We start from the raw sequence: 24,433 nt of genomic DNA, 5'->3' as shown, positions 1-24,433 counted from the left end.
AGAATGTGGAAAATCAACGAAATTATGTATTTTCATATTAATTAATTAATTAAGAAAAGTTCATGATTTGGACATGCTTCGAATACTAATAAATTAGAGCCATTAAAGTCGTCCATCAAGGAGGAACTGGAATGATAGAAGCAATTCTACAACTTTTTACGAGTGAACAAAAAGCACAAGCTATCCTGGCCAATCAGATGATTGAGCTAATCTTCATCATTTTATTTGTCACGTTTATTGTTACCTTCTTTGTTCATCTTTCCTTGTTCAGTAAACTGAAGAAAATACGTTCTTACTTACAAGAAACAAATAGGATGGACATTGAACCTTTACGTTTTTTCAAGGAACAGTTTGACCTAAAACAACAAACCGAACCTGTCAAAATAGAAACATTCGTTCAAGAGAAGTTTTCCAGTTGGCGTGTCTATGGTATACCTATTGTTAGTCTCATTAAAATGATTCAAATGACCGTATCTATTTTTATTTTAATCGGGATATTAGGAACGTTTATCGGCTTGACCATGTCATTAGGAAATATCAATTCAGGCGGAAACCAACTTGTTGAGGATGTTGCGAGTGTTTTATCAGGAATTGATGTCGCATTTTATACGAGTATTGCTGGAATGGGATTTTCCTTAATCATGACGGTGATGATTAAAGCACTAAATACAGAATTTCTACTAACTGATATCATGTTAAAAGTTGAAACAAATTTAACTGAAAATGGACAGAACGGAATAAGTAAACTAATTGAAGTTTCGGAAACTATTAATAGCTCCATTCTCATGCTTCAAGAAACAAACCAAAAATCCTTACAAAGTATTGAAAGTTCTTTTGATGGTTTTAAAGACTATACTTCTGGTTTGCAACAAGCCGCAGAAGATTTGGCTACATTTAATGAGGGGCTATCTACTAATCTACATGACTTTCAACTTCTATTTACTAGTATGCATAAGGTGACAAACGGCTTTGATGATGCATCGAAAAAGCTAAATAAAAACTTTGATCAACTCTTCTCCTACTTTAAGAAAATTGATCAAAGAAATGAGCAAATGGCAAGTACATTTGAACAGACGTATAAAAAAATTGAAGCAGTCTCGACAACACAAATAGATACCTTAACCCATTTTGAAGAAACAGTGGTTGACTTAAAAACATTCACCGCCTCTATCTTAGATGGTCAACAAACAATAAGTAAAGAAAGTCAGCGTTTAGTGCGTCATATGGAAGAACAAAATAAAGAATTCAAACAAATATTCGGTAAAGACCTTGGTACTAAACTGGCCGGAATAACAACATACTTAAGCGAACTCTCGAATGGTTTTGATAGATTAGGCGGATCGATTGTTCAATTACCGGATGCACTAGAAACAATTAACCAATCACAAACAGAATATAAGCATCTTTTATCGGATCGCTTTGATGAATTAAAGCAGTTTAATCAAGATTTTAATAATCATCTTAAAGTACACACTGCAGATTCTCTTTCGTTTGAAAAGCATGTACGTGAAGCAACCAACACATATGAACAAATTGGAATGAAGAATAAGCAGCTTATTTCAGATATAAATACAACTATTTCACAAATGAATAACACATTTAACCATAGAGAAAATCAACTCGAAGCAAATGTTGGCGTTTTAAAAGATACCCTTGCTAACTATGTTACTAACTTAGAAGGAACACTTGGCGAAAAGTTAGACAAGGTTGCTCGAAATATTAGTGAATATGTGCAGGGAACGAATCAAGATCTTAAAAAAGAATTCAAGGAAATTCGAATGATCAGCGAAGACATTCAGCAAAGTAATAATCGTTATACACAGCAAACTTTTAATGAATTCCTCCAACAAATTGATAAACTGAATCAGTACATGCAGACTTTCAGCCAGGAAGTAGCACGATCAAATACGAGGCGTTCGGGTTTAAATCAAAATGATTAATAAATATCAACGGCTGTTTAAGGATGAACAGGAAGAGAATCATTTTTGGCCCTCTTTTACCGATTTATTAACATCTATCCTGTTGTGTTTTGCATTAATATTCATTTCGATGATGGTTATTAAATCTATTCAAATTGAAGAAATGAAAGAAACAATCGATCAAATTATGGGTGTCCGTTCTAATCTTGTAAAGGACTTAAATGCAGAATTCCAAGACTCTGCTTTAGGCATTGAGGTGGACGAGAAAACAGGTGCGATTATCTTTAACACAGAAATCTTATTTGAGTATGATGGAGCAGAGTTAAAAGATGACTCCTTTCAATTTTTGGATGAGTTTGTTCCAAAATATTTAGATGTTTTATTAGCAAGTGGCTATGAAGAATACATTTCGGAAATTATTATTGAAGGGCATGCTGATCGTACCGATGGCTATTTATATAATCTACAACTATCACAAGAAAGAGCCTATAGTGTTGCAGAATATATCCTCGGGGATGAATTTCCTTATAAAAATATTCAAGCTCACTTGCAGGAAAAACTAACGGTAAATGGCAAGTCCTTTACAGACGGTCGTACAGATGAAAATGGTGACTATAGCCCAGAAGCTTCACGTAGAGTAGAATTTAAATTCCGTTTAAAAGATGAAGAAATATTGGATAAAACAAGGCAAATATTAGAAGGAAATTAGAATCTAAACCATTTATAACCCAGCCCCTCTTCATAAATGAAGAGGGGTATTGTTTTTTGAATATTTAATAACTTAATTTTGTGTCTACAGTTAGTCCAGTTTCTTCTATTCCTTCAATGATTAATTTTGCAATTTGATCTGCACCAAATTGATGAAAGTGTGTGTTGTCCTCTGCCCCCTCAGGATAATTCTTATATTCAGATGGTTTGCACCACAAAAATAGTTTTTTGCTCTTTTCATCCCCAAGACTTTCAAATAATTTTTTACTTTTTAATGTTAAATCAATCAATGGTACATTAAGCTCTACAGCAAGTTGTTTCATAGCAGTAGAATATTCACCATGTGTATTTTCTATTTCTCCACTAGCTGAAAATTTCCTTCGCTGGACTGGGGTAATCAAAACTGGAATCGCTTTATTATTCCTTGCCACTTCAATATATTCTCTTAAGTAATTCTTGTAGGTGGTGAAAGGATCTGTGTGTCTTTCTATATCTGGTTTTTGATCATTGTGACCAAATTGGATAAATAAATAATCGTTAGGCTTAATCTTCGTTCTGATAGCTTCTAATTTACCATCATCAATAAAACTCTTTGAACTATAACCAGGAATTGCTGCATTGCAAATAGTTATCCCCTCATTGAAATAGTTGGACAACATCTGTCCCCATCCAGTCATTGGAAACTCATCTGTATCATAAGATGAGACAGTCGAATCTCCCACTAAATAAATTGTTATTTGTTCCATCTTCTCACACTCCTTATCTTATATTTTGCGTTAAAGTAATCCTTACATTCACTAGTCTAATAATTTGGCCCTTTTCGCTTACATTGTTACTTTTCAATATTCGGACTTGATGGAAATGCGATGTAGTTAGACTTTATTACCCGCTCCTCAAATAAAATTAGCTCCCTTTCCGCAGGCACGGCTTCAGCTAACTCGGAAGCAAAGAACGCTTCCAAGTGGATCTTCAGCCCGCGCTGTTCCTGTAGGAGTGTCGCCAATTTCATTTGATACGCTAAATTGAGTCAAAAGAATGCATTATTATTTAGTATGGAAGTTAATTTCACATTAGCAATAGACATGCTTATCAATTTTCTATCGTAGATTACAATTTGATCCTCAAACTAGCGGAGGAACCCATTTGCTTCTATAGCGGATGGGTTATGTCGTAGTCTAAAGAAATTTAATCATAAACAACAATCTTTTAGAATACAGTCTTTAATTTTATCAATTAAAAAGGAGACTTTATTTTAATTATACTTAATAAATTGATACAAAAACAGAATTATATCTTCATTTATCTTTTTTTATGTTTACTTAATTTGTTTTATGTTTTAAACTTAACTGTAAGCGATACCAAAAAAATATATTGTCCCATTACATTAACTTTTCTAACTGACTTACCAAATAAAGGAGGAAATAATTTTGCCTAAAAACTATTATGGTGCTGCACTATATCCTGAATTATGGGATTCCAAAACGGTTGAGACTGATATCAAACATATGAAGAAATTAGGAATAAACCTAGTAAGGATCGGTGAATTTATTTGGTCTACACTAGAACCTGAGCTTGATGCTTTTGATATGTCCATATTAACGAATACAATCGAACTTTTACAAAGATATGATATCGACGTAATTGTTTGTACGCCAACTCCGACTCCACCAATCTGGATGACACATAAGCACACAGAACGCTTACATCACACCGCTGATCAAACACCACAATCCCATGGATCACGTCAACATATTTGTACAAACAATCTTTTTTTCCGTGAGCGAGCTGCAATAATTACAGAAAAAATCGCATTAGCTGTTAATTCATTCTCAAATGTAATTGCAATACAATTAGATAATGAATTCAAATGTCACGTTGGACCCTGTTACTGTAGTAGCTGTAAAGAAATGTGGCATGAATGGTTAGAAAAAGAGTATCAAACGATTGAAAATTTAAATCAAGCATGGGGGACTACAATTTGGAGTCAAGCTTATTTAGGTTTTGATCAAGTTGTCCGACCGACACCAACACCTTTTTTGCATAACAGTTCACTGCTGCGTGCGTACAACCAATTTTCCATGGAGAAAATTTCTGAATTTGCTGGTGAACAAGCAGATAAAATCCGTGCAATTACTACAATACCGATTACACATAATACAGGATTTCTGTTTGATTTAGACAATGAAGCGTTGGCGGAACACTTAGATTTTATTAGTTTTGATACCTATACGCCAGCAAGTAATTTTGCGGGATTCATGATGAATAATGATCGTTGGGCTTATATCAAGAATAATACGCGAAAATATATGTTACTCGAAACAAGTACTTCCTATGTTGGTCATCTGAACGCATACGGTAAAATGCATCAAAAAGGATATGTTCCCGCAGAAGCATTTGCTACTTATGCCTCTGGAGCTGAAGCATTTTGCTATTGGCTTTTCAGAGGACAACGTACAGGTTGTGAACAACCACATGGCTCTGTGGTAAGTTCGTGGGGAGAACCGACAATTGGATACCCAAGTGTTGTAGAGACAGCGAATTTGTTAGATAAGATTGATCCTTTATTACAAACATCGGAACCGATTGAACCTAAAATAGCAATTGTATATTCGGATCGTGCGCGCTCTTTCTATATGAGTGAACCAGGTGAAGACTATAACTATAAGCAATTGGTAAATGAATTCTATCAACATTTCATTGACATCGGAATTGAACGCAAGCTAGTTCCTGAGGGCCATCAACTTGAGCGATGTGAGGTATTATTTTCACCATTCGTCCGCTATCTCTCCGATGATTTACTAACTAGAGTAACGTCATTTGTTGAAAACGGTGGCGTTTGGGTAGTCGGACCAATGGCAGGCGATCGAACCAAAGAGCATACCTGGCACACTACTGGTGGACTAGGTAAGCTAGGTGACCTTGCAGGTGTTGAAAATATTATGCAATTTCCAGCAACAGACAGCGGACATATTGGTGAAGCCTATGGTCACGATGCCAAACTGAGCATGCTTAGCAATGTCTTTGTTCCAAAAGCCGGAACAACTGTTAAAGGTATCATTAGCGAAGGACAGGCAAAAGGGAAAGCATTTATTACTGAAAAAAAACGCGGTAAGGGTAAAATTATCTTGCTGGGCTCCATACCAATTGAGGAAAAGGGAAATACTATAATACAGGCATTAATAAAGGATGCTATTGGTCATGTAAACTTATCCTATACATTACAAGTTGATCCTGGTATAGTCGTGATCCCAAGAATGAGTAATGAAAATAAACAGCAACTGTGGATTGTTAATTTTACAAATGAAGCTAAATCCTGGCAAGCAAATAAAGCCTATGTTAACTTATTAGAAAATAAGAAAATTGACATGGGTGAAAACTACCTTCCACCGTTTGGTTATGCAGTTTTAATGGAACAATAAATAATTAATTGATTTATCTTATCTATTAAATAAGAGAAATCCGTGCTATTTGTATCGTGCGGATTTTTTCTATATAAACATTTCTTTATTGTAGAAAAGTAAAAAACCTGCGAATCATCCGCAGGTTCTCTTTTCAATATTTATCGCTTAGAATTCACATTCTTACATATAAGAATGTAGGAATTCTGTTAAACATAAGATTGTTAGTGACTGTCCATAAGGCATCGTAGTTGTTTTAATTTCTTTATAAAATTCTAATGTGTCTCCCATACCAGTGCCAACTGAAACTTTCTGTACTGCACCATTATCATCAATTTCATTGATTAATCCTTTGATTGCTCGATAAGCTACTTGTTCATATTCTTGGCTGATATACCGTTTATGAACTGATTTTAGGATGCCATAAGCAAAACCAGCTGTTGCTGATGACTCAAGATAAGAAGTTTCGTCATCTATTAATGTATGCCATAAACCACTCTCACTTTGATAGCTTGCTAATGTCTCTACTTGTCTATTTAACGTATCTATCAAAAATTCTCTTAGAAAATCTCCTTTAGGTAACTCTAGTAATTCAATAATTTCCGGAATAGCAATCGTGATCCAACAATTTCCTCTTCCCCACAGTGCGTTTGCATAATTATGATTCTCTTCAAATGTCCAACCATGAAACCATAAACCTGTTTTTTTATCTACTAAATATTTTGTGTGAATTAGAAACTGTTTTTTTGCTTCTTGGATATATTCTGGACGATCTAATAACTTACCAATTTTAGCTAATGGCAAGACAGTCATCATCAATGTATCATCCCACAATTGATTTTTATTCTCTGGACCGTATGTCATATGTTGTAATCCATTCTCTTTGGTGCGTGGCATTTCATACATAACCCAATCAGCCCATTTTTCCATATATGGAATATACGTTTGATCCTTTGTCTCCTCGTATAGATAAGCTAAGGTTAAAAATGGAGCCAACGTATTAACATTTTTCGGAGGTAATCCTTCTTTAAATTGATTGTCAAACCAATCAGTGACAACTTTTAGCGCCTTTTTATTATTAGTTAATTTCCATAACTTAAATATGCCATATAAACCAACACCTTGGGGCCAATTCCAGACATGCCAACTTTTATCATCTACAACTAAACCATCAAAATTCAATAAAAATTCTCCACTATCATCTTTAATTTGTGAAAGGTTATCCATTAAGGCATCAATATGTTCTAATACCTCTTCTTTTTTAATAAATAATTCACTTTGCATCATTAAATCCCCCAAATAAATTTATGATTAACATTTTTATTCCAGTTTAAGATATCATTTTAAATTGAGCTCTAGTAGTGATCATTATTGCGTTTCATCTTACGCACTTGATCGAAACTGCGACGTAACAGAAGAGCCTTACCCGCTTCACAAGTGAAATGGGCTCGCTTTCCGTGGGCACGACTTCAGCTAACTCGGAAGCAAAAAACACTTCCGAGTGGATCTTCAGTCCGTGCTGTTCCCACAGGAGTCTCACTCATTTCACTTGCTCCGCTAGTTTTGTCTATAAATAATAAATCGTGTCCTATTGCATACTGAATTAAAACGTCTGCAACTATATTAGTAACTGAAAACACATCAATTTTTAGTACCTAATACCAATTTTTGTAATTAATGTTACGACGTTTTTTAAATTAGTTGCTCTAATAAGCGAAGGAAGCAAATGGGTGACGCTCTAGTGGGAACAGCACAAGCCGAAGATCCACTAGGTAAAGTCTTTTTCTTTACCTAGTTAGCTGAGGCTGTGCCCACAGAAAGGGAGCCCATTTGCTTCCGTAGCGGTGGTAATGTTACGTCGCAGTTGATTCAAATTCCGATGCAAGGGACGTTACGTCAGAGTTTATAGTTGTTTCGTAATAAGCTACAATCTTTTAGAAGGCAGGCTTTTTTTGAAGGCTGTAAAGCAATAGAGCAGCTATATTCAGAAATCTACTAGCCTCTAATATTCATTTTCACCTCAAACGGTTTGATAATAAATTCTTTTAAGGAAGGCAATGCTATCGATAATATCTGGTTCTTTTGTTTCTTCTAATAATATGTTGATATATGGTTTATTTGTTTTTATGAATGGTAGTACAGCATTATAATTCAATAATCCTTTACCTACCGGCACCTCTTTTTTTTCATTATTTTCAATCACAAAATCTTTTGCATGAAGAATAACGATTCGATCACCAAACAATTCAAAGGCCTGTTTGATAATTACGTCTTGATTCATATAATTTTCAGGTGTTAGATAGTTAACTGGATCAAAAATCACTTGCAGATTATTAGAATCCACACAATCCAAAAGTCTCTTCATTACTATTGGAGAATGAATCGGATGATTGACCCCACCTTCTATTCCGACAATAACACCGAATTTTTCAGCTTCAGTTACAAGTTCACGTACACTTTCAACAACGTCGAGATATGGCTGTTCCTTAAAGTTTTCTTCCGTATATATAATTTCCGCATGAACATTTCCTGTCTCCGTTCCAATAATACCGCAACCAAAATCTCGCGCATAACGTATTTGTTCTTTGAATCGATCCAAAGCTTTCCTTCTTTCTGCTTGAACCGGATGGACCATATTAATATAACAACCTAATACCGCAATTTAAATATTATAACGTGCAAAGATGCCCCTAACATAACGGCCCATTCCAGGGCTCAAGTTACCTAATCCCGTCGCTACATCCTGAAGCGATTTCCCCAAGGCTAACTGTACTGCAGTTAACTCCTTTTCTGAAATACGCTTAACTAAATCCTCTAAGGGAAGGTTTTCGATATCGTGTGCTCTTATCCCAATATTCATTAAGTAATGCCCCCAAACTAGAAATTAAATGTATCCGCTTTCATATAAAGGTAAAATATACTTCGACGATTATCGTTATCTGCTGGCTTCATCGCTCAGATTTAACATTAATTATTCTAAATAAAATACTTCCTCTAAATCAATTGAGACGGGACTACTATCTGTGTTTGTCTTCATTAATGACTCCATATAATTCCACCATCTTTTGCAAATTGTGGTTTGTGATAGTTGCTCATACTTCTCTTCACTCTCCACTTCCAAATAAGCAAATAAACGGCCTGTTTCGCGATCGAGAAAAATAGAATAGTTATGTGCCCCATGCGCTTTTAATTCTTCTACCATCTCATGCCAAATTTCATCATGACGGTATTTATATTCTTCATAACAATCTTTATTAACAAACATAATGCTTGCCTTTCTTATCACAGCATTCCTCTCCTTTTTAGTGTTAGAGAGCTTGTAGTCTTCCACTAGAGAATCGCATATCTATAACAAATCCGTATTTAACACCACAATATAATATTACAACACAAACGAATACAAAACAATAATTTTGTTTCTGTATTACGATTTTTATGTTGTTTTGTTTTTGTTTCTATTCATTTTATTTAAAAGCTATCATGGCTATTGAAAACTTCAAAGAATTATGAAAATTATTCAACTAGATGAGCGGATTAAATTATTACCTAAAAAAACATTACCCGGTAGCCTGTAAAAGTCAACAACTACTGGGTAATGCATGTAATTTTTTTCTTTTTTACCAATATCCTTTATGACCTTGTTCTAATCTCATTAATGCTTCTAGATAGAAGTAATCGCCCCAAATAACAAAATCATCAGGCGATTTGTTTTCCATTACACTGTAAGAACCATGATCTAGTAGACCTTGTTCACTTGGTTTAGTTGCATAGTTATCTACCAATGCATGCATTGTAGTATCAATCGCGGCTTCTAAAAAAGCAACATCTTTATCATCACGCTCGAGTGACGATAGCAATTCATGCATGCCGCAAACAGCAATTGCTGATGCTGAACTATCTGGTTTAATAGTTTCATCTACCGGTACATCAAAATCCCAATAGGCTACATGGTGTTCCGGTAAGTGTTTAACGAAATAATGTGCTGCTCTTCTTGAAGTTTCCAAGTAAAGCGGATCTTTTGTATAACGATATGCAAGCGCTAATCCATAAATCGCCCATGCCTGACCACGCGTCCATGTTGATCCATCTTGATAGCCTTGTTGGGTAGCACCACGAATTGGCGCACCTGTTTCTTGATCAAAATAAAATGTATGATAGGAAGAATCGTCTCCACGCATAATGAATTTACGCGTTTTCGTAACAAATTGAACTGCAGCATCTTTGTACTTCTTATCACCCGTTATTTCACTTGCCCAAAATAATAATGGCATGTTCATCAAACAGTCAACAATGATACGTCCACCTTGTTCCGAATCATCTAATGGCCCCCACGCTTGAATAATGCCACTTTTAGGACGATAACGTTCCATTAACTTATCTGCTGCTTTTAATGCTATTTGTTTTGCTTGCTCATCCTTTTCAATCATCCACTGTGCTTTACTAGAAGGTGTATATAGAAAACCAATATCGTGTGTTTCTAAGCCAATATTTTCTTCTAATCTTTTCTCAAAACTAACTCTGGTTGTTTTTGCAGCATCGCTAAATAGTGTATCTTTGCTATATTGATAGCTTAACCACAAAATACCTGACCAAAATCCATCCGTCCAGTCATCATTATCATTTAAATGATAGACACCCTTATCGCTTGTATGTGGGAATAACCCATTGAATCGTTCGATGTTCTTTTTTGTCTTTTCAAGTGTCTGCTCAATTGCCTGATCCCAATCCAACATTTTGCATTCCTCTCCTCTATCTAATTTAGTTTAATATTTTTTTGAAAATCACTTCATCTCTACTTGTTGAATAAACAATTAGTTGATTATTTTTCATCTCTATCTTGGGAGGTGTATTCCAGTTATCATCTGTATCCCCACCTGGTTCACCAAAGACAGCTGATACTAACCACGTTCTACCAGGATTTATTTTCGTTGTAATTGTTGGTATAACGGTACGTGCATGCATCAGATTAGTATTTGCATTTGGGAAAACGAATTCTAATGTACCAGATTCACTCAAATTCTTGATTCCACTAGTTCCCCATGAAAATTTTATCAATCTTTCTTTTTCCCTTTCAATGGTGTCACTACGCTCTTCTTGATAACGTTCATCTTCAAGTGCTAAGGCAAAACCTCCTTCGGCAGCATTTAAGTGTCTTTGGCTATCTATAAGATGGATTCTTATATGCCAAGGTGATCCTGGTATGAGCCATGTATAGATATCCACATCACTCCACGGCTTCCATTTCGCATAAACGATGCCATCTTGTATCCTTGTTTCTTCAGCTACTCGTTTCACTCGATATTGATTATCTCCTTCACTGAGGGCAAGCATAGAATCAAAAGCACCTTGATCTAAACCCCATTCAGCCCTTGGCACACTAAAACCAAAGTAATTCGAATAGACAAACTTTTCATATTTAGCAGCTACATGCGTATGTTGATTGGTTGTTAGATTACCAGAATTAAAGGCTAGTAGATGATCCTTTTCCTCCTGTCTAGATACAACTAGATGTGCGTGTTGCTGAACGGATTGATCATTCACTCGTGGAAATGCTAATTCTTCAGCTTGCCAAAATGGATGATCTTCTTTTAATGCAAGCACGATAAATGTTTTTAAAGCCCAATAAGGTGACCCTGGCGAATTATAATTCTCGGCCATGATATTATTTGGATAACGGTAACCAATCGTTAATATGTCACTCTGATTAAAAATTGGTTGCTGAAACCACCAACGCAAATTCCTTAAAATTAATCCTTTCATTACACCATAAGGAAATGCTTCGACCTCTGCAAAAACCAAGGCACTCCAAAAAGCAGATTGAGCAAAGCGATACGTCATGCTTCTACCATAAGGTATCGCTGAGCCGTCGCCCGCAAACCAGTAGATAAAATTTTGTGAAAACAATACAGCCCTTTCTTTAAAACGAGCGGGTCGTTCTGGATCGTCATCCGCCATTAATTTTGCATAAAATAGACCATAATAATGCATCGCAAAAGAAGCATAATAATCCACGTGTCCGTTTATCCCGTCAGAATACCACCCATCCGCTAAATAAAATTGATCTATTCTATCTAGATTACGCTTCATTTTCTCCTTATCGTACGGAGCTCCAACCTTTTTCAATCCTATGTTTACAAGCACATTAAAAAATAACCAGTTACAATCATGGGCCTTATATTTATTCACTTGATCCAGCCAAGAAACTAGATTTGATTTTTCTTGTTTATTTAATGGCTCCCATATTTTTTCGGGAATAATTGCTAAAGCTAAACCAAATGCCGCCATCTCAACAATTCGCTGATCATAATCACTTATCTCACCCCAGTATTCCGGATGCAACGGGTTTGTTCCATTAATAATTCCTTCTAACTGTAGATCCCATAAGTCATAATCATCACCACCTGCAATTAGAGGTGCAAGTCCCCACAGTACTCTTGAGAACCCTTCTACTTCTGCAATTGCATCTGGATAAGCTGCACTTGTATTTCCAATCCTCAGTCGGGCACTCCCCTCACTATAAAATGGTTTTAAAGGGTTACAGATTTGCTTTACTGCTTGTTGCACGTCTGCTCTTGAACTGAGTTTATTTTTCTTAATTTCTAAATTAAACGCCTTCATATAAAATTTCCTCCTTACTATCTATTTATTAGCGTACGTTACAATTGAAAAACGAACGTTACATTACATTTATTTTTTGCTTTTTTCAATTTGAAATCCAATGTCATATTTTCCTCCTTAACACCGTAATGATTGGAAAATTCTATCCGATTCACTTGAAGATCTAATTGATTGCGATCATATTTTATTTGTAGTTCATTGCCTAGTATAATTCCTTGATCATCTTCCTTTATAGAAAGAACTGGAGCAATAAACCTCTCTATAATTGACTCTGGATCTTCTGAGAACGTATAGTTATCTTCTAGAATAAGACATGGCTTATCAGATTTTTGCCAGGTGAATTTGCGGATTAACTGCTGTAAAGTTTCTATTGTATATCCATTAGTAATATCCAATTCAAATGATTCGAAATCTGATCCATTCGAGACATTGCGAATTAATGCCGCTCTCTCACTTTCAGATTGAAAGTGAGTATTTATAATCGGAACAGAGTGTCCTTTTGAACTGTTGCAATAGAAAGAATATCTCTCTTTACCGAAGTAGGCAGCGTTATATTCTCCTCTTCCTAGATCTTTTAAAAATATCTCTTCATTTCCATAAAGAATAAAGTGACCCATATCATTGTGATTATGTGGCTCATTATTATGACCACCTTTGGCTGCAAAAGCATATCTACCATGCTTTGATGCATATCTACTAATAAACCATTGTGATTCCTTTAAAAAATATGTAGCTTCTCCCCATTGCTTACCACTTGCAGTATGATCCAACCATATGACATTCCTTAGAGCTGGTGCCCATCGACTACAATGATCAGCGGTATAATTTGCACGTAGCGCTGGTTCAGGAATTTTAAAGTCAGGATATTGCTTCGCTAAGTAATGACTAAGTCCTAAAAATATCGATGTAGTTGATTCGGTATCAGAGAAATTGACAACCCTATTTTTATCTAAAAAAGTTTTTTGTTGAAATAATGCAATTTGATGTACTTTTTCCGATTGAAATAGATCTATTTTTCCTGCCGTTCTCTTCTTCAACAAATCAGAAAAATAAACATAAAAACCAAAGCCATATTCCCAATATCCATAACCTTCCATACATGTCCCATCACCATTAAAACCTTTAAGGTAGTATTCCATTGTCTCAAGTACACGTTCTAAAACGATAGATAATTCATGATCATCTTTAAATAAATGTAACGCAGTAGCACCAATTGAACCCGCACATACCGCTGCCCAATTATGCGTGGCATGCTCCCATTCATATGTCTGATTGTAATATGGCCAAATAATTCGTTGATAGATCTCATACCGAATCCGCTTACAAATAAGTGGATCAAGACTATCTTTAGTCAGCACCAATATTTCACTTAAAGCAAATCCTGTTTCTGAAGCAAATAAATCGATTGTATAACGCGTAGATTTCACTTGCATTGTAAACACTTCATCAATCGCCATCTCAGGACTATTCTGTAAATGTGCAGGTAAGCACCACGTAAACTCATCACAAATAGACCAAATAATCTCTTCTAATTCTTTAATGTACGCTTTATTTTCAGGATAGAGTAATGTTGCTAATGCGAATGTCGTTAACCTTCTTCTTTTTGCAAAATAGATTGTTTCATATTCCAGCCGAGTTCCATTCTTTGCAAATAACTTAAAAGCAGAAAACGTGATTTCCTTATTAGGTTGTCTTAATAGTCGTTCGGCCTCTTCGTCTATTTCTCTTAGGGTATGCTCAAATATTTCCTCTTTTTTTATAAATTGAAACCAATCTTTTTGTGCTTGTTTGCTTTTAAATAGCAGCGAAAAGTGAGTAGCTGTTAATGCATGCTTTATTTCTAATTGATTCATAACTTTCTCCTTTGTCAAAAATATTTTCAAAGGTTTTTACTTTTTCTAGATTTTAACTTTTGCTCCTCTATATTCAGCAGGTGTTACACCCACGTAATTCTTAAATAGCTTGATAAAATAACTTTGATTATCATATCCTAATCGGTCACAAACGTTTCCGACAGTATCAGTTGTTTGATCCAATAATTCTTTTGCTCTTTCCATCTTGATTGTCTTTACATATTCGACAAATGTTTTACCTACTTCTTTTTTAAATAGTCTACTAAAATAACTTGCATTTAAAAATAAATGCTTTGCTACTTCATCAAGGGATAGCTTCTTTTCTATATGCATCGCTACATACATACAAGCTTCAGCAATTTCCTTATTTTTAGACATATAAAGTGCTTCCGTTGTTAATTTTAATACAGATTTCAGACAGTTTATCAACCATAGTTTCAATTCATCCATCGTTTCAATCGACAAAATCTCTTGGTGAAGAATTTCAACTTTAAAACTTGATTGAAAGTATTGGAGTGTTTTTAATTTCAGCTTAATCTCAAGTAATAGTTTCAATATCCATTCCTTAACGGTGTCAGGGTCAAATCTGTTTTCTTGCATAAATTCAAACCACTTTGAAACAAACGGATCAATATTACTAGTATTCTTCTCAAATATTAGATTTCGTAGTTCCATAGCAGCCTGATCGTAATAAGAGAATAAATCCTTATTGGAATCTAAGACATCTTGATCTTTTTTAGCAATTAAACAAGTCTCCATGTAAAAATATTGTCTTTTACTTTTTAATAAGTTTGTTATTTCAAAAGGGATATCTTCAGGCTTAGTAGGATCTCCTAAAATAAAAGATATAGATACATCCAAATACTTTTTTAGAGCATCTTGCATTTTTAATAAAGCCTGATTTAACGAACCATAGTTATCCTCTTTCAAAGAAGTATGATAAGGAAAGAGAATAAAGGATTTATTCCTTTCAAAATTGAAATAAATTGCATCTGTATCGCAATTTATTAGCACCTCACCAATAACATTTTGTACCGCAAATTCAAAAACATCTTCAGAAACATAAAATTCTTTCCTGTTTTTATAGTTATCAATAAAACATAGCATAGGAATGAAGGGTCTCCGCTCCAATTTAAAACCTGAAAAATTATCGTTAAAAAACCAATCCTTTTTGTTAAACGGTGACTGATAGATAATCTCACGAAAAAACTTTCCTTTTGCCAAATGTTTATTTCTTTCAACGACATTCTCTAATTTAAGTTGTTTTACGCTTGTTTGATGATCTTGCTCTAATTTCATCCTTATCCCCAACAAAAAGGCAGAAATATCTTCAAGCTCTAACGTATCTTTTAATAAATAGTCTTGGACATCTAATTTTAATGCTTTTTGTGCATATTCAAATTCACTATGGCAAGATAATATTGCTACTTGTAAATTTGACTTTTGTTGTTTCATTTTTTCTGTTAACTCTAATCCATTCATCTTTGGCATCCCAATATCCGTAATTAAGATATCTGGCATATGTTTACTAGCATATGCTAAAGCACTAGCCCCGTTTTCATGTATACTCTGCAGCTCTAAATCTAACGCTTGCCATGGGATCATTTCAGACAAAAATTCTAATGCGGGATAATCATCATCAACTAACATCACTTTATACATTATCCTTTTCCTCCAATTGGAATAAGTAATGTAACTCTTGTACCTTTCCCTTCAATACTATTCACTCTCATATCAAGTTCATGACCAAAAGTTATTACCAACCGCTCGTAAACGTTTATTAAACCAATATTTGAAAATCCAGCTTTGTTGCGTATTTCTTTTCTAGTTGATTTATTTGAGTGAGTAAGTTTATGTTGAAGATTTTCTAGTGTTTTTGCATCCATTCCCTCGCCATTATCCTCAATTTCAATGATAAATCTATCTTGTGTCGTAAGTGCCTCAAGCTTTAGTATACCTTCACTCTGATTTAAACCATGTATAATAGAATTTTCAATAATTGGTTGCAAAATAAATCGTGGAATAACTTGTTCATACGCATTATCCGTCACATTAATAGTAAATATAACTTTTTCTTTTTGTCTCATATTCATTAGATAAACATAATCGGTAACTACTTGAACTTCATCATAAAAAGAAATACTTCCTTTATCCGTATCAACTGTCATTCTTAATAATTTTGATAAAGAACGAATCATTTTCGCGCTATCTTCATCACCATTTTTAAGTACCTTTAAGCGAATAGAGTTTAGAACATTAAATAGAAAATGCGGATTTATTTGTGCTTGTAACATTGCTAATTCTGCTTTCCTTTTCCTTGTCTGTGTATCACTTACCTCTTTAATCATCTCATTAATACGATCTAACATATGATCAAATGACTCGGAAAATCTCCCTATTTCATCATCACTTTTAATTTGAGAACGAACCGTTAGATCTCCTGCCTTAACATCGTCTACCACATTTCCTAGATGTATTAATGGTTTTGTTATTCGATTAATAAGATAGGCTAAAATAACAAAAAAGATCGTAAAGATAAAGAAAAGAATTAAAAATACTTTACTAAAGATTGCATTAATATTAGATACTGCATCCCGATATGGCACGATAGAAACGAGACGCCAACCATTAAAAGAAATTTGTTTTGTTGTTAGTAAATAGTCCTTACTTTCTATTTGGATAATATCTGATTGCTCTTTACTTCGTATTTGTTTCGCGTAAGGAAATAACTGACCTATTTGCGATGAATCACGATGAGATAAAATTTTATTTTCTTTATTAATTACTAATACTTCTTCATTATCTAGACTGTTTTCAAAGATTTGATTGATTTTATTTTCAAACATGGTCACCACAACATAACCATAAATTTCTGAATTATCATGGCGAAGCGTCCTTGTAACGGATAGTTGATAGGGATTTTTTCCTTTTTCCGTTTCGAAAACGGTTGGTTGGGTATCAATCCATATCGATTCATAGCCTTGTATTGTATCTAAATTGTTAAACCAATCCTCTGTAAACAAATCAACGGGATTGTAATCAGTAACCGGATAATTTGTATAATATTTATGATTTCTCAACATAATTGTTACATGAGATCTTTCACCTACCAATGTGATATCCTCAATTGTTTCCATCACACTGCTATCGTCTAAAAACTGATCATAATCTGGATCTAGAAAACTAGCTTTATCTAGTTCTGCTTTCTGTTTTAAAATGGCATTTAGCTTTGTATCTACTTGGATAAAATTGGTGATATATAGCATATCTTCTAGCAGTTTCGAGACATATTCCTCCGTTAATTCAAGCTCTTTATTCGCATTTAAAATAGCTTGTTCTTGCACCGCATCCTTTGTTAAATAGTTATAGATTGACAAGGTTATAATCACGGGTAAAACAATGCATATAACTGATGAGAGAATAACTTTAGAACGAAAAGAATGAGTTGCGTACAATCGGGATAAAAACAACATAGTACATTCTCCTTCAGATGCATGTTTATAGGTACGAGTTATGTGTTTACTGATGGTTTATCAGAATAAAACGGAAATGTCATCAGTAGATCTATGATCTACTGATGGTTCACCCTACAACTATTTATAGTTTTTTAAATCAGCCAAAGTCGATATTAATAGACTTAGCTATTCATTTTTCGCTATAATGTCTTTTGCTTTTTCTTGCAAAACTTCGATCGTTGTATCAATATCTTGCTCTTCGTAGATTAACTTTTCATATTCATCATTCACAGCTTGGAATATCTCCGCTTGACCTGCAACTGGTGGAATAAGTTTAGAAGATTTTGCATTGGTTAAGACATTGATAAGTGATTCTTTATCAACTCGCTCTGGACTAACGGTATCTGCTAATATTTTATCTACAATAGCAGCGAAATCACTTTCCTCTACACCATTCCACGAGGGAATGTTTTTACCTTGGACAATTTGCCCTTCCGTTGTGTACCAACGAATAAATGTATAAGCTTCCTCTTTAAGTTCTGAGTTAGCTGCAACTGACACAAAATCCGTTGTGACTGGTGTATATCCGCCTTCATCACTACCTTCGTTTGAAGGATATGGCGCAACACCAACATCAAAGTTTAATGGGAATTGATCTGTACCACCAAGTTCGGTATTCATCCAGCTTCCAATTAAGACAAGACTAGCATCTTGGTTAAAGAATTGATTTCTGTAATGAAGCTTTTGTGATAAAATATCTGAATATGGAGTTGCTGACTGATCTTCTTTTTCCATTTGAATACGCATTTCTAACGTCTTGCGAAATAATGGATCCTCAAAGTTTGGCGTACCATCTTCCTTTATAAATGTTGAATTTTCAAATTTACTAGCAAGAGCAAGCGTCATATATTCCATCCATCCACCTGTTTGTGGACCATGCAAATAGGTGCCGTAGTGTTCATCTGTTGTTAATTGTTTTGCGTAGTCCACATATTCATCCCACGTCCACTCCGTTGGAACTTCCAACCCCGCTCCTGTTAGATGGTCTTTATTTACTAATACATACCACGGATTGAACTTTCCAGGCAATGCATAGTGTTGATCATTAAGAATGGTGTCAACTTTATATTCTTCACTTACAACAAATCCATCTTCCTCAATAAATGAATCAATTGGGGCAACCATTCCTAAACTTACACGTTCTGCATAAGAAGCTGGATCACTGAACATTAACACATCAAGTTGTTCACCCGATGATGCAGCTAAATCTAACTTTTGTAATGCTTCATTTGTGTCACCTTTTTCACTTAAAATAACTAATTCCACATTAATATTTGGATATTCTTCTTCAAATTTTGCTAGTGTTTCCTTCCAATTATAAGATGCCTCGTTACCATGCGTGTGGAATTTTATCGTTACTTCCTCTTCCTCTTCTTTATCAACACCTTCATTACTGTCTGTATCATTGCCACCAGTCGCCTCTTCGTCAGTACCTGCATTACAACCAACTAAAATACCAAACAAAATAAATACAGTAAATAGTGCCCACCAGAGATTCTTCTTCATTAACCATACCCCCTTATTATTAGCTTCTTAACATAAATAAAGTAATGTAACATTATTTATGTAAGCGCTTTCTCTTAAAATTATATCAGTTTACCAAGAAATTCAATGTAACTATCTTTACCTTATTCACTAAAAAATTGACATTGTTTACTTCGTTAGATTTTTAACTTATTAGCCTTTTAGATAACACGTTTCCTAATTACGCACTTTTATTTAGCGTCTTATTCATATTTCTATACGTATCTTCAAAATCCTTTTTTACTACTTAATTATTAATGTGAATTAGTTTACATTAACCCTTAACCCCTCCAAGCGCTATCCCCTCTATCACTTGCTTTTGTCCAATAATAAAGACAATTAGTAATGGTAAGATAGCCGACACAGCTGCAGCCATCATTAAGGAATAGAACTCTCCATTAATCGTTGTGAACTTTTGCATAGCTAACTGGATCGTGTATAATTCATCCGTCCTTAAAAAGATTAATGGATTCTGATAATCATTCCATGTCCAAATGAACCTTAAAATACCATAAGTTGCAATTGCTGGTTTTACAACAGGCACTGCTATTTTCCAAAAAATCGTCCAATGCCCTGCCCCATCAATCTTAGCTGCATCAATAAGGTCGGTTTGAATCCCCATGAAAAACTGACGCAACATGAATGTTCCTAAAACACTAAAACTCCCAAGTAAAATCAAGCCTAAGTGACTATCGAATAAACCGAAACTTCTAAACATGAGAAACTGTGGTACTAGACTAGCTTGTGGTGGTACCATATAAGTTGCTAGTACAATAAAAAACAACCAATTTCCAGCCGGAAACCGTACCTTCGAAAATCCGTATGCTGCTAATGCTGATACGATAACGGATGTTACAGTTGTTAGAACAGCGACTTTAATAGAATTCCAATAATAGAGGTAAAATGGATAGTCACCAAACCATACTTCATTATAGTTATTCACCGCATTCCACGTATCTGGAATCCATTGGATTGGATACTTAAAGACATCTGCTTCAATCTTAAAAGAGGTACTTAACATCCATATAAACGGTAGTAAAAATACAAGGCTACAAAAGAACGCAATGATGGTGATAAGCAACTTTTTAGTATTAATATATTTAAATTTTTTCATTTGTCTGTCCCCCTCTAATAATTAACCCATTTTTTCTGTGCAAGCCACTGAAAAATAGTAATTGAAAATACAAATAGAAATAAAATTACTGCTATAGCTGAGGCATAACCAACCTCTAAATTAATAAATGCAGTTTCATACAAATGCCATACCAGCATGGTAGTGGAATTTAAAGGACCACCAGCTGTTAATACGGCAATTAAATCAAACACCTTAAATGTGGCAATAACTCCAGTTATAAGCAAGAAAAATGACGTCGGTGAAATTAATGGTAATGTGATATTTTTAAATTTATACCATGCATTTGCTCCATCTATTTCTGCGGCCTCATATAACTCTTTTGGGATTGATTGCAGCCCAGCGATATACACAATTAAATTAAAACCAGTAGATATCCAAATGTGAATGATCATAATAGAAATTAATGCAAAGTTTGGATCTGAAATCCATGTCGGTGGATTTTCAATTCCAAGAGACATTAAAGTTTGATTAATGGGTCCTGAAGATGGATGGAATAAAACTCTCCATACTGTAGCTATTGCCACCACACTTGATATATAGGGCATGAAGAAAGCAACTTTGAAATAATCTTTCATGTACACATGTTTATCAATCACTATCGCTAGAAATATAGAGAAAGCCATTGTTAAGGGAACCGTCAAGACAAAAATACCATTATTAATTAGAGACTTAATAAATATTGGATCTTCTAACAGATTATTAAAATTCTGAAATCCTACCCAGTTTAACTGGTCTATCCCTTGAACAAATTTCCAATCAGCAAAGCTAAGAACAAATGTCGCTAACATTGGTAATAAAACAATAATAGAAACACCAATTAACATAGGAGAGACAAATAGCGCACCTGCTATGCTTTCATTTTTTTCTATTTTTGTTTTTTTAAAATTTATTTTTGGCATTTTCTTTAGATTTTTTTGGACATCAACTTTTTCTTCCATATGTTTCACCTCATTTATATAATTTATATAAAACTGTAAATGACATTCATAAACGCTATTGTTAACGTTTACATTTTTTGATCCATTAGCACCGTTATTGGTTCCTTGCTAATATTCGTAAACACGTGTCGTGAGAAGAACATTGTTATAAAACATAGCCCGCTTCCTAAGTATAATAGGGCTATTGCAGGGAATATCAAACAAATAAACAAAACGCATATAACCGACGTACACATAATGAATGTTCTGAAAGGAAATGACACCCCTATAATCAATGCCGACTTAAAATGCTGGAGCGTAGTGTTTTGATAGTGAACAGCAATCGGGAAAATGTATAGCATCACCAGTAAATATAAAATAAAAACCGTGGTAAAACTAGCTAATAGAAAATATTTGATCGCACCATCAAACGAGTTAAGCAAATTTAAATCAATTACGATAAACACTCCTACAGTAACTAAAACAAGTCCAATAGCATTTGCTTGTTTGAAATCCGACTTGTAAAAAGATAGGAATGTGCGGAATATTGGAAAATTCTCTTCACCATTTATCCATTTTCTCATAATAGCGTACATTGCTTGCGTGGAAGGCCCTAATCCCATGAAGATAAATCCAATTAATATGAATAGCAGCCATAATAAATTAAGATAAGCTAATCGGTAAATCCACTCACATATCCTTACTATTTTTCCAGACCAGCCAACCTGAAAATCCATAATACCCTCCCCTTTGCTAGTTTTATAATTTTATCTTATACGCTTATTTTAATAAAAAAGGAATTGCAATAATAGAAAATTTTTTGACTATAATCTTTGTTTTTTTTACTTATTATGAAACGAGAGACTAACCACACACATTAGTAGGTTGGAAATAGTTATAATGTCTACGCCTCGTAATCTCTTTCTATTTAATCTAGGCTATTCTCTAAGACTCGTTTTTTCGACTCATGAGTTTCCACACCAAAAAAAATTCCAACCATAGAATATTTCTTGCTTCTTTTTTTACTATTATGTGCTTTTTTTTTACAACTTCTGAATATCAAACATTGAATCCTCATCCATCCTGTATAATCTGTGAAAAGATTGAAAGGAGATTACAACTATATGAGTTTCGAGAAGAGACAAATGCAAGTAATACAATTAGCTGCTGAAAAAGCACTAGAATTACCACCTATTAAAAATAATTACTGGTTTTTAGACGATATCCGTGATAACTTCTATTATGCGATGCACTTATATACCGCATCACAAGATAATCGAATTTCACTTACTGCAGACAAAAAAATTGCTAAGGAACGAGCAGAGGATATTTTATTTCACAGTATAAAACTTCAAGATCAAAATGAGCATAGTGAATACTTTGGACATTGGCCACTCAACCTTGATCCAAACCCTGAATTAGCGGAACCTAACACACTTCCTGTTGAATTTTTTGGTGGATTACTTTTACATTTTTATAACAAACATTCTGATTCACTTTCTAGTAATCTATTAACTGAAATGGAAACTGCGATGTTTTCGATATATAAAAGTGATCTTTTAAATCAAAACCCTGAGCAATTCATACACCATGAAACGAAAATATTTGTTTTACAATTAATGTATGGCAAACATTTTAACGATACAGCAATGCTTTGCACTGGGTACAGTAATATAAAAGCAGTATTATCACATAGTAAAGAAAACGGTTTGAGAGAGTACGGTAGTCTTCCTTGGTTGTGGCATTGGATTCAATCAGTTGATTTTGCCAGAAATCATATGACAGACGAAACGATTAAACAAACACTAACAGAACTATTAGACTTTTTGTGGAAAGAACGAGCAACTTTTTACTTAAAAGGGGCTTGGATTGGTTCTCATTCACGTTCTTTACCACATGATATTCCAAAGTACTCCAATACACTAAATGATTATATTCAATTTGGAGATTTACCTAAGCCCAATATCATTACCCGCTTAGAAGGAGCTGGATTTATTTCTTATCAAGCACCTGATTCCATTCGCCAATTAAGCATAGATCACAGCATTCCTATCGAAGTAAAAAAGAAGGTTAACGTCTGTTTTGAAGAGTCAGAAAATCCGTTTGATGCCTTGCACCATTACGCTTATATTACAGATTCTTATGCTGTTGGTGGATTGTGGGAACGTACCAACGAATATTTAAATGAACAGCATCGCTGGGGGGTCTCTCTACCAGTTCAAAATAACCTTTCGATAAATCAACTTTATTTCTTTCATCCAGGCGAGGGGTATCAAGAAGGTGATGCGCGGCATCAAAGTCCCAATAGTCAGGTAATCTATCATAAAAATGTGGTCGGGTCTTTATATCATCAACTTAATGAAACTAATTACCCATTTATTATTGGGTTCTTACCTAAAGCAAAATGGGTGCGTATAAAGAAAAATATATGTGCTGATATTGAGGACGTTTATATCTCGATTTATCTTCACCAACCGTATTCCATCACTGACAAAGATGACCTTATTTTCGTCAAAAGTTACGGCAATCAACATGCGGTTGTTGTGGAAATTCTCGCTAAAAAGGAAGCTGAAAACTTTTCTATTATGAATTTTAACCAATTCCAGAATCATATCAAAGCACAAGAAACTGTTGTCGAAACTAGCGATGATTCCATTTCTATAATGTACAAGTCACTACATGAAGATATTATTAAACTAGCATATTCCAAGTCTAGAAAGTTAGAGCAAATCATCAACGGGCATTCTGTTCGTTTTACAGATTACACAATATAAGGTCCTATGGTAGCTTTTAAACGATCGATGAGATTTCAACGTAGAATAGATAAAACTGTAATGATGTGTTTT

18 protein-coding genes are annotated in these 24,433 nt (G+C 34.4%); 4 read left to right on the top strand and 14 right to left on the bottom strand.

The features are described 5' to 3' along the window. The first annotated feature begins 131 nt into the window (after positions 1–131). Together D2K60_RS03890 and D2K60_RS03885 are read left to right on the top strand one after the other, a co-directional pair. Complete coding sequence (locus D2K60_RS03890) at positions 132–1,940, top strand: MotA/TolQ/ExbB proton channel family protein (RefSeq protein WP_117168667.1); 1,809 nt, start codon at positions 132–134, stop codon at positions 1,938–1,940. Beyond that, a complete protein-coding gene (locus tag D2K60_RS03885) occupies positions 1,933–2,628 on the top strand; it encodes an OmpA family protein (RefSeq protein WP_117168666.1) in 696 nt (231 codons plus the stop codon). The genes D2K60_RS03890 and D2K60_RS03885 overlap by 8 nt, the downstream gene beginning before the upstream one ends. Before the next feature lie 64 nt (positions 2,629–2,692). Here D2K60_RS03885 and D2K60_RS03880 read toward each other — a convergent pair whose 3' ends face one another. After that, complete coding sequence (locus D2K60_RS03880) at positions 2,693–3,373, bottom strand: rhamnogalacturonan acetylesterase (protein ID WP_117168665.1); 681 nt, start codon at positions 3,371–3,373, stop codon at positions 2,693–2,695. 681 nt (positions 3,374–4,054) lie between these two features. Here D2K60_RS03880 and D2K60_RS03875 point away from each other — a divergent pair. Beyond that, complete coding sequence (locus D2K60_RS03875) at positions 4,055–6,046, top strand: beta-galactosidase (protein ID WP_117168664.1); 1,992 nt, start codon at positions 4,055–4,057, stop codon at positions 6,044–6,046. Between the two features lie 162 nt (positions 6,047–6,208). On the opposite strand, the gene bglB is transcribed toward D2K60_RS03875, so the two are convergent. From bglB to D2K60_RS03815, 13 genes are all read right to left on the bottom strand, one after another. Then, entirely contained in the window at positions 6,209–7,309 is a 1,101-nt protein-coding gene (bglB, locus tag D2K60_RS03870) for a beta-galactosidase BglB (RefSeq protein ID WP_240335232.1), read from the bottom strand. A 736-nt stretch (positions 7,310–8,045) separates the two neighbouring features. Beyond that, entirely contained in the window at positions 8,046–8,687 is a 642-nt protein-coding gene (locus D2K60_RS03865) for a sugar phosphate isomerase/epimerase family protein (RefSeq protein ID WP_338048354.1), read from the bottom strand. After that, positions 8,688–8,885, bottom strand: a complete 198-nt coding sequence (locus D2K60_RS20840) for a hypothetical protein (protein WP_240335230.1) — start codon at positions 8,883–8,885, stop codon at positions 8,688–8,690. It abuts the gene before it with no gap. A gap of 111 nt (positions 8,886–8,996) precedes the next feature. Beyond that, a complete protein-coding gene (rhaM, locus tag D2K60_RS03860; RefSeq protein WP_117168662.1) occupies positions 8,997–9,311 on the bottom strand; it encodes an L-rhamnose mutarotase in 315 nt (104 codons plus the stop codon). A 331-nt stretch (positions 9,312–9,642) separates the two neighbouring features. Then, complete coding sequence (locus D2K60_RS03855; protein ID WP_117168661.1) at positions 9,643–10,758, bottom strand: glycoside hydrolase family 88 protein; 1,116 nt, start codon at positions 10,756–10,758, stop codon at positions 9,643–9,645. Between the two features lie 25 nt (positions 10,759–10,783). Then, positions 10,784–12,643, bottom strand: a complete 1,860-nt coding sequence (locus tag D2K60_RS03850; protein ID WP_117168660.1) for a DUF2264 domain-containing protein — start codon at positions 12,641–12,643, stop codon at positions 10,784–10,786. Positions 12,644–12,681: 38 nt separating this feature from the next. Further along, on the bottom strand, positions 12,682–14,496 hold the full coding sequence (locus D2K60_RS03845) for a heparinase II/III family protein (RefSeq protein WP_117168659.1): 1,815 nt from the start codon (positions 14,494–14,496) through the stop codon (positions 12,682–12,684). Positions 14,497–14,541: 45 nt separating this feature from the next. Beyond that, the gene (locus D2K60_RS03840; RefSeq protein WP_117168658.1) at positions 14,542–16,158 is read right to left on the bottom strand and encodes a response regulator transcription factor; all 1,617 of its coding nucleotides are present in this window, start codon (positions 16,156–16,158) and stop codon (positions 14,542–14,544) included. Next, complete coding sequence (locus D2K60_RS03835; RefSeq protein ID WP_117168657.1) at positions 16,158–17,969, bottom strand: cache domain-containing sensor histidine kinase; 1,812 nt, start codon at positions 17,967–17,969, stop codon at positions 16,158–16,160. The genes D2K60_RS03840 and D2K60_RS03835 overlap by 1 nt, the downstream gene beginning before the upstream one ends. Before the next feature lie 168 nt (positions 17,970–18,137). After that, positions 18,138–19,517 (bottom strand): ABC transporter substrate-binding protein, encoded by a 1,380-nt coding sequence (locus D2K60_RS03830; protein ID WP_117168656.1) that lies wholly within the window; start codon positions 19,515–19,517, stop codon positions 18,138–18,140. Positions 19,518–19,809: 292 nt separating this feature from the next. After that, positions 19,810–20,649, bottom strand: coding sequence for a carbohydrate ABC transporter permease (locus D2K60_RS03825; protein WP_117168655.1), 840 nt, complete (start codon positions 20,647–20,649; stop codon positions 19,810–19,812). A gap of 14 nt (positions 20,650–20,663) precedes the next feature. Next, positions 20,664–21,569, bottom strand: a complete 906-nt coding sequence (locus D2K60_RS03820; protein WP_240335261.1) for a carbohydrate ABC transporter permease — start codon at positions 21,567–21,569, stop codon at positions 20,664–20,666. A 107-nt stretch (positions 21,570–21,676) separates the two neighbouring features. Continuing rightward, on the bottom strand, positions 21,677–22,324 hold the full coding sequence (locus D2K60_RS03815; RefSeq protein ID WP_117168653.1) for a YesL family protein: 648 nt from the start codon (positions 22,322–22,324) through the stop codon (positions 21,677–21,679). 387 nt (positions 22,325–22,711) lie between these two features. Between D2K60_RS03815 and D2K60_RS03810 the strand changes: the two genes are divergently transcribed. Next, positions 22,712–24,361, top strand: coding sequence for a hypothetical protein (locus D2K60_RS03810; protein WP_117168652.1), 1,650 nt, complete (start codon positions 22,712–22,714; stop codon positions 24,359–24,361). The last annotated feature ends 72 nt before the right edge of the window (positions 24,362–24,433 follow it).

Source organism: Paraliobacillus sediminis, from assembly GCF_003426055.1.
Note: the sequence above shows the minus strand (reverse complement) of the source record. Positions and strands in the feature narration are given on the sequence as shown.

Coding starts and splice junctions, on each gene's coding strand:
- D2K60_RS03890 (WP_117168667.1), top strand. CDS start 132: ATGATAGAAGCAATTCTACAACTTTTTACGAGTGAACAAAAAGCACAA.
- D2K60_RS03850 (WP_117168660.1), bottom strand. CDS start 12,643: ATGAAGGCGTTTAATTTAGAAATTAAGAAAAATAAACTCAGTTCAAGA.
- D2K60_RS03845 (WP_117168659.1), bottom strand. CDS start 14,496: ATGAATCAATTAGAAATAAAGCATGCATTAACAGCTACTCACTTTTCG.
- D2K60_RS03820 (WP_240335261.1), bottom strand. CDS start 21,569: ATGCCAAAAATAAATTTTAAAAAAACAAAAATAGAAAAAAATGAAAGC.
- D2K60_RS03825 (WP_117168655.1), bottom strand. CDS start 20,649: ATGAAAAAATTTAAATATATTAATACTAAAAAGTTGCTTATCACCATC.
- D2K60_RS03810 (WP_117168652.1), top strand. CDS start 22,712: ATGAGTTTCGAGAAGAGACAAATGCAAGTAATACAATTAGCTGCTGAA.
- D2K60_RS03835 (WP_117168657.1), bottom strand. CDS start 17,969: ATGTTGTTTTTATCCCGATTGTACGCAACTCATTCTTTTCGTTCTAAA.
- D2K60_RS03815 (WP_117168653.1), bottom strand. CDS start 22,324: ATGGATTTTCAGGTTGGCTGGTCTGGAAAAATAGTAAGGATATGTGAG.
- D2K60_RS03855 (WP_117168661.1), bottom strand. CDS start 10,758: ATGTTGGATTGGGATCAGGCAATTGAGCAGACACTTGAAAAGACAAAA.
- D2K60_RS03840 (WP_117168658.1), bottom strand. CDS start 16,158: ATGTATAAAGTGATGTTAGTTGATGATGATTATCCCGCATTAGAATTT.
- D2K60_RS03885 (WP_117168666.1), top strand. CDS start 1,933: ATGATTAATAAATATCAACGGCTGTTTAAGGATGAACAGGAAGAGAAT.
- D2K60_RS20840 (WP_240335230.1), bottom strand. CDS start 8,885: ATGAATATTGGGATAAGAGCACACGATATCGAAAACCTTCCCTTAGAG.
- D2K60_RS03830 (WP_117168656.1), bottom strand. CDS start 19,517: ATGAAGAAGAATCTCTGGTGGGCACTATTTACTGTATTTATTTTGTTT.
- bglB (WP_240335232.1), bottom strand. CDS start 7,309: ATGCAAAGTGAATTATTTATTAAAAAAGAAGAGGTATTAGAACATATT.
- D2K60_RS03880 (WP_117168665.1), bottom strand. CDS start 3,373: ATGGAACAAATAACAATTTATTTAGTGGGAGATTCGACTGTCTCATCT.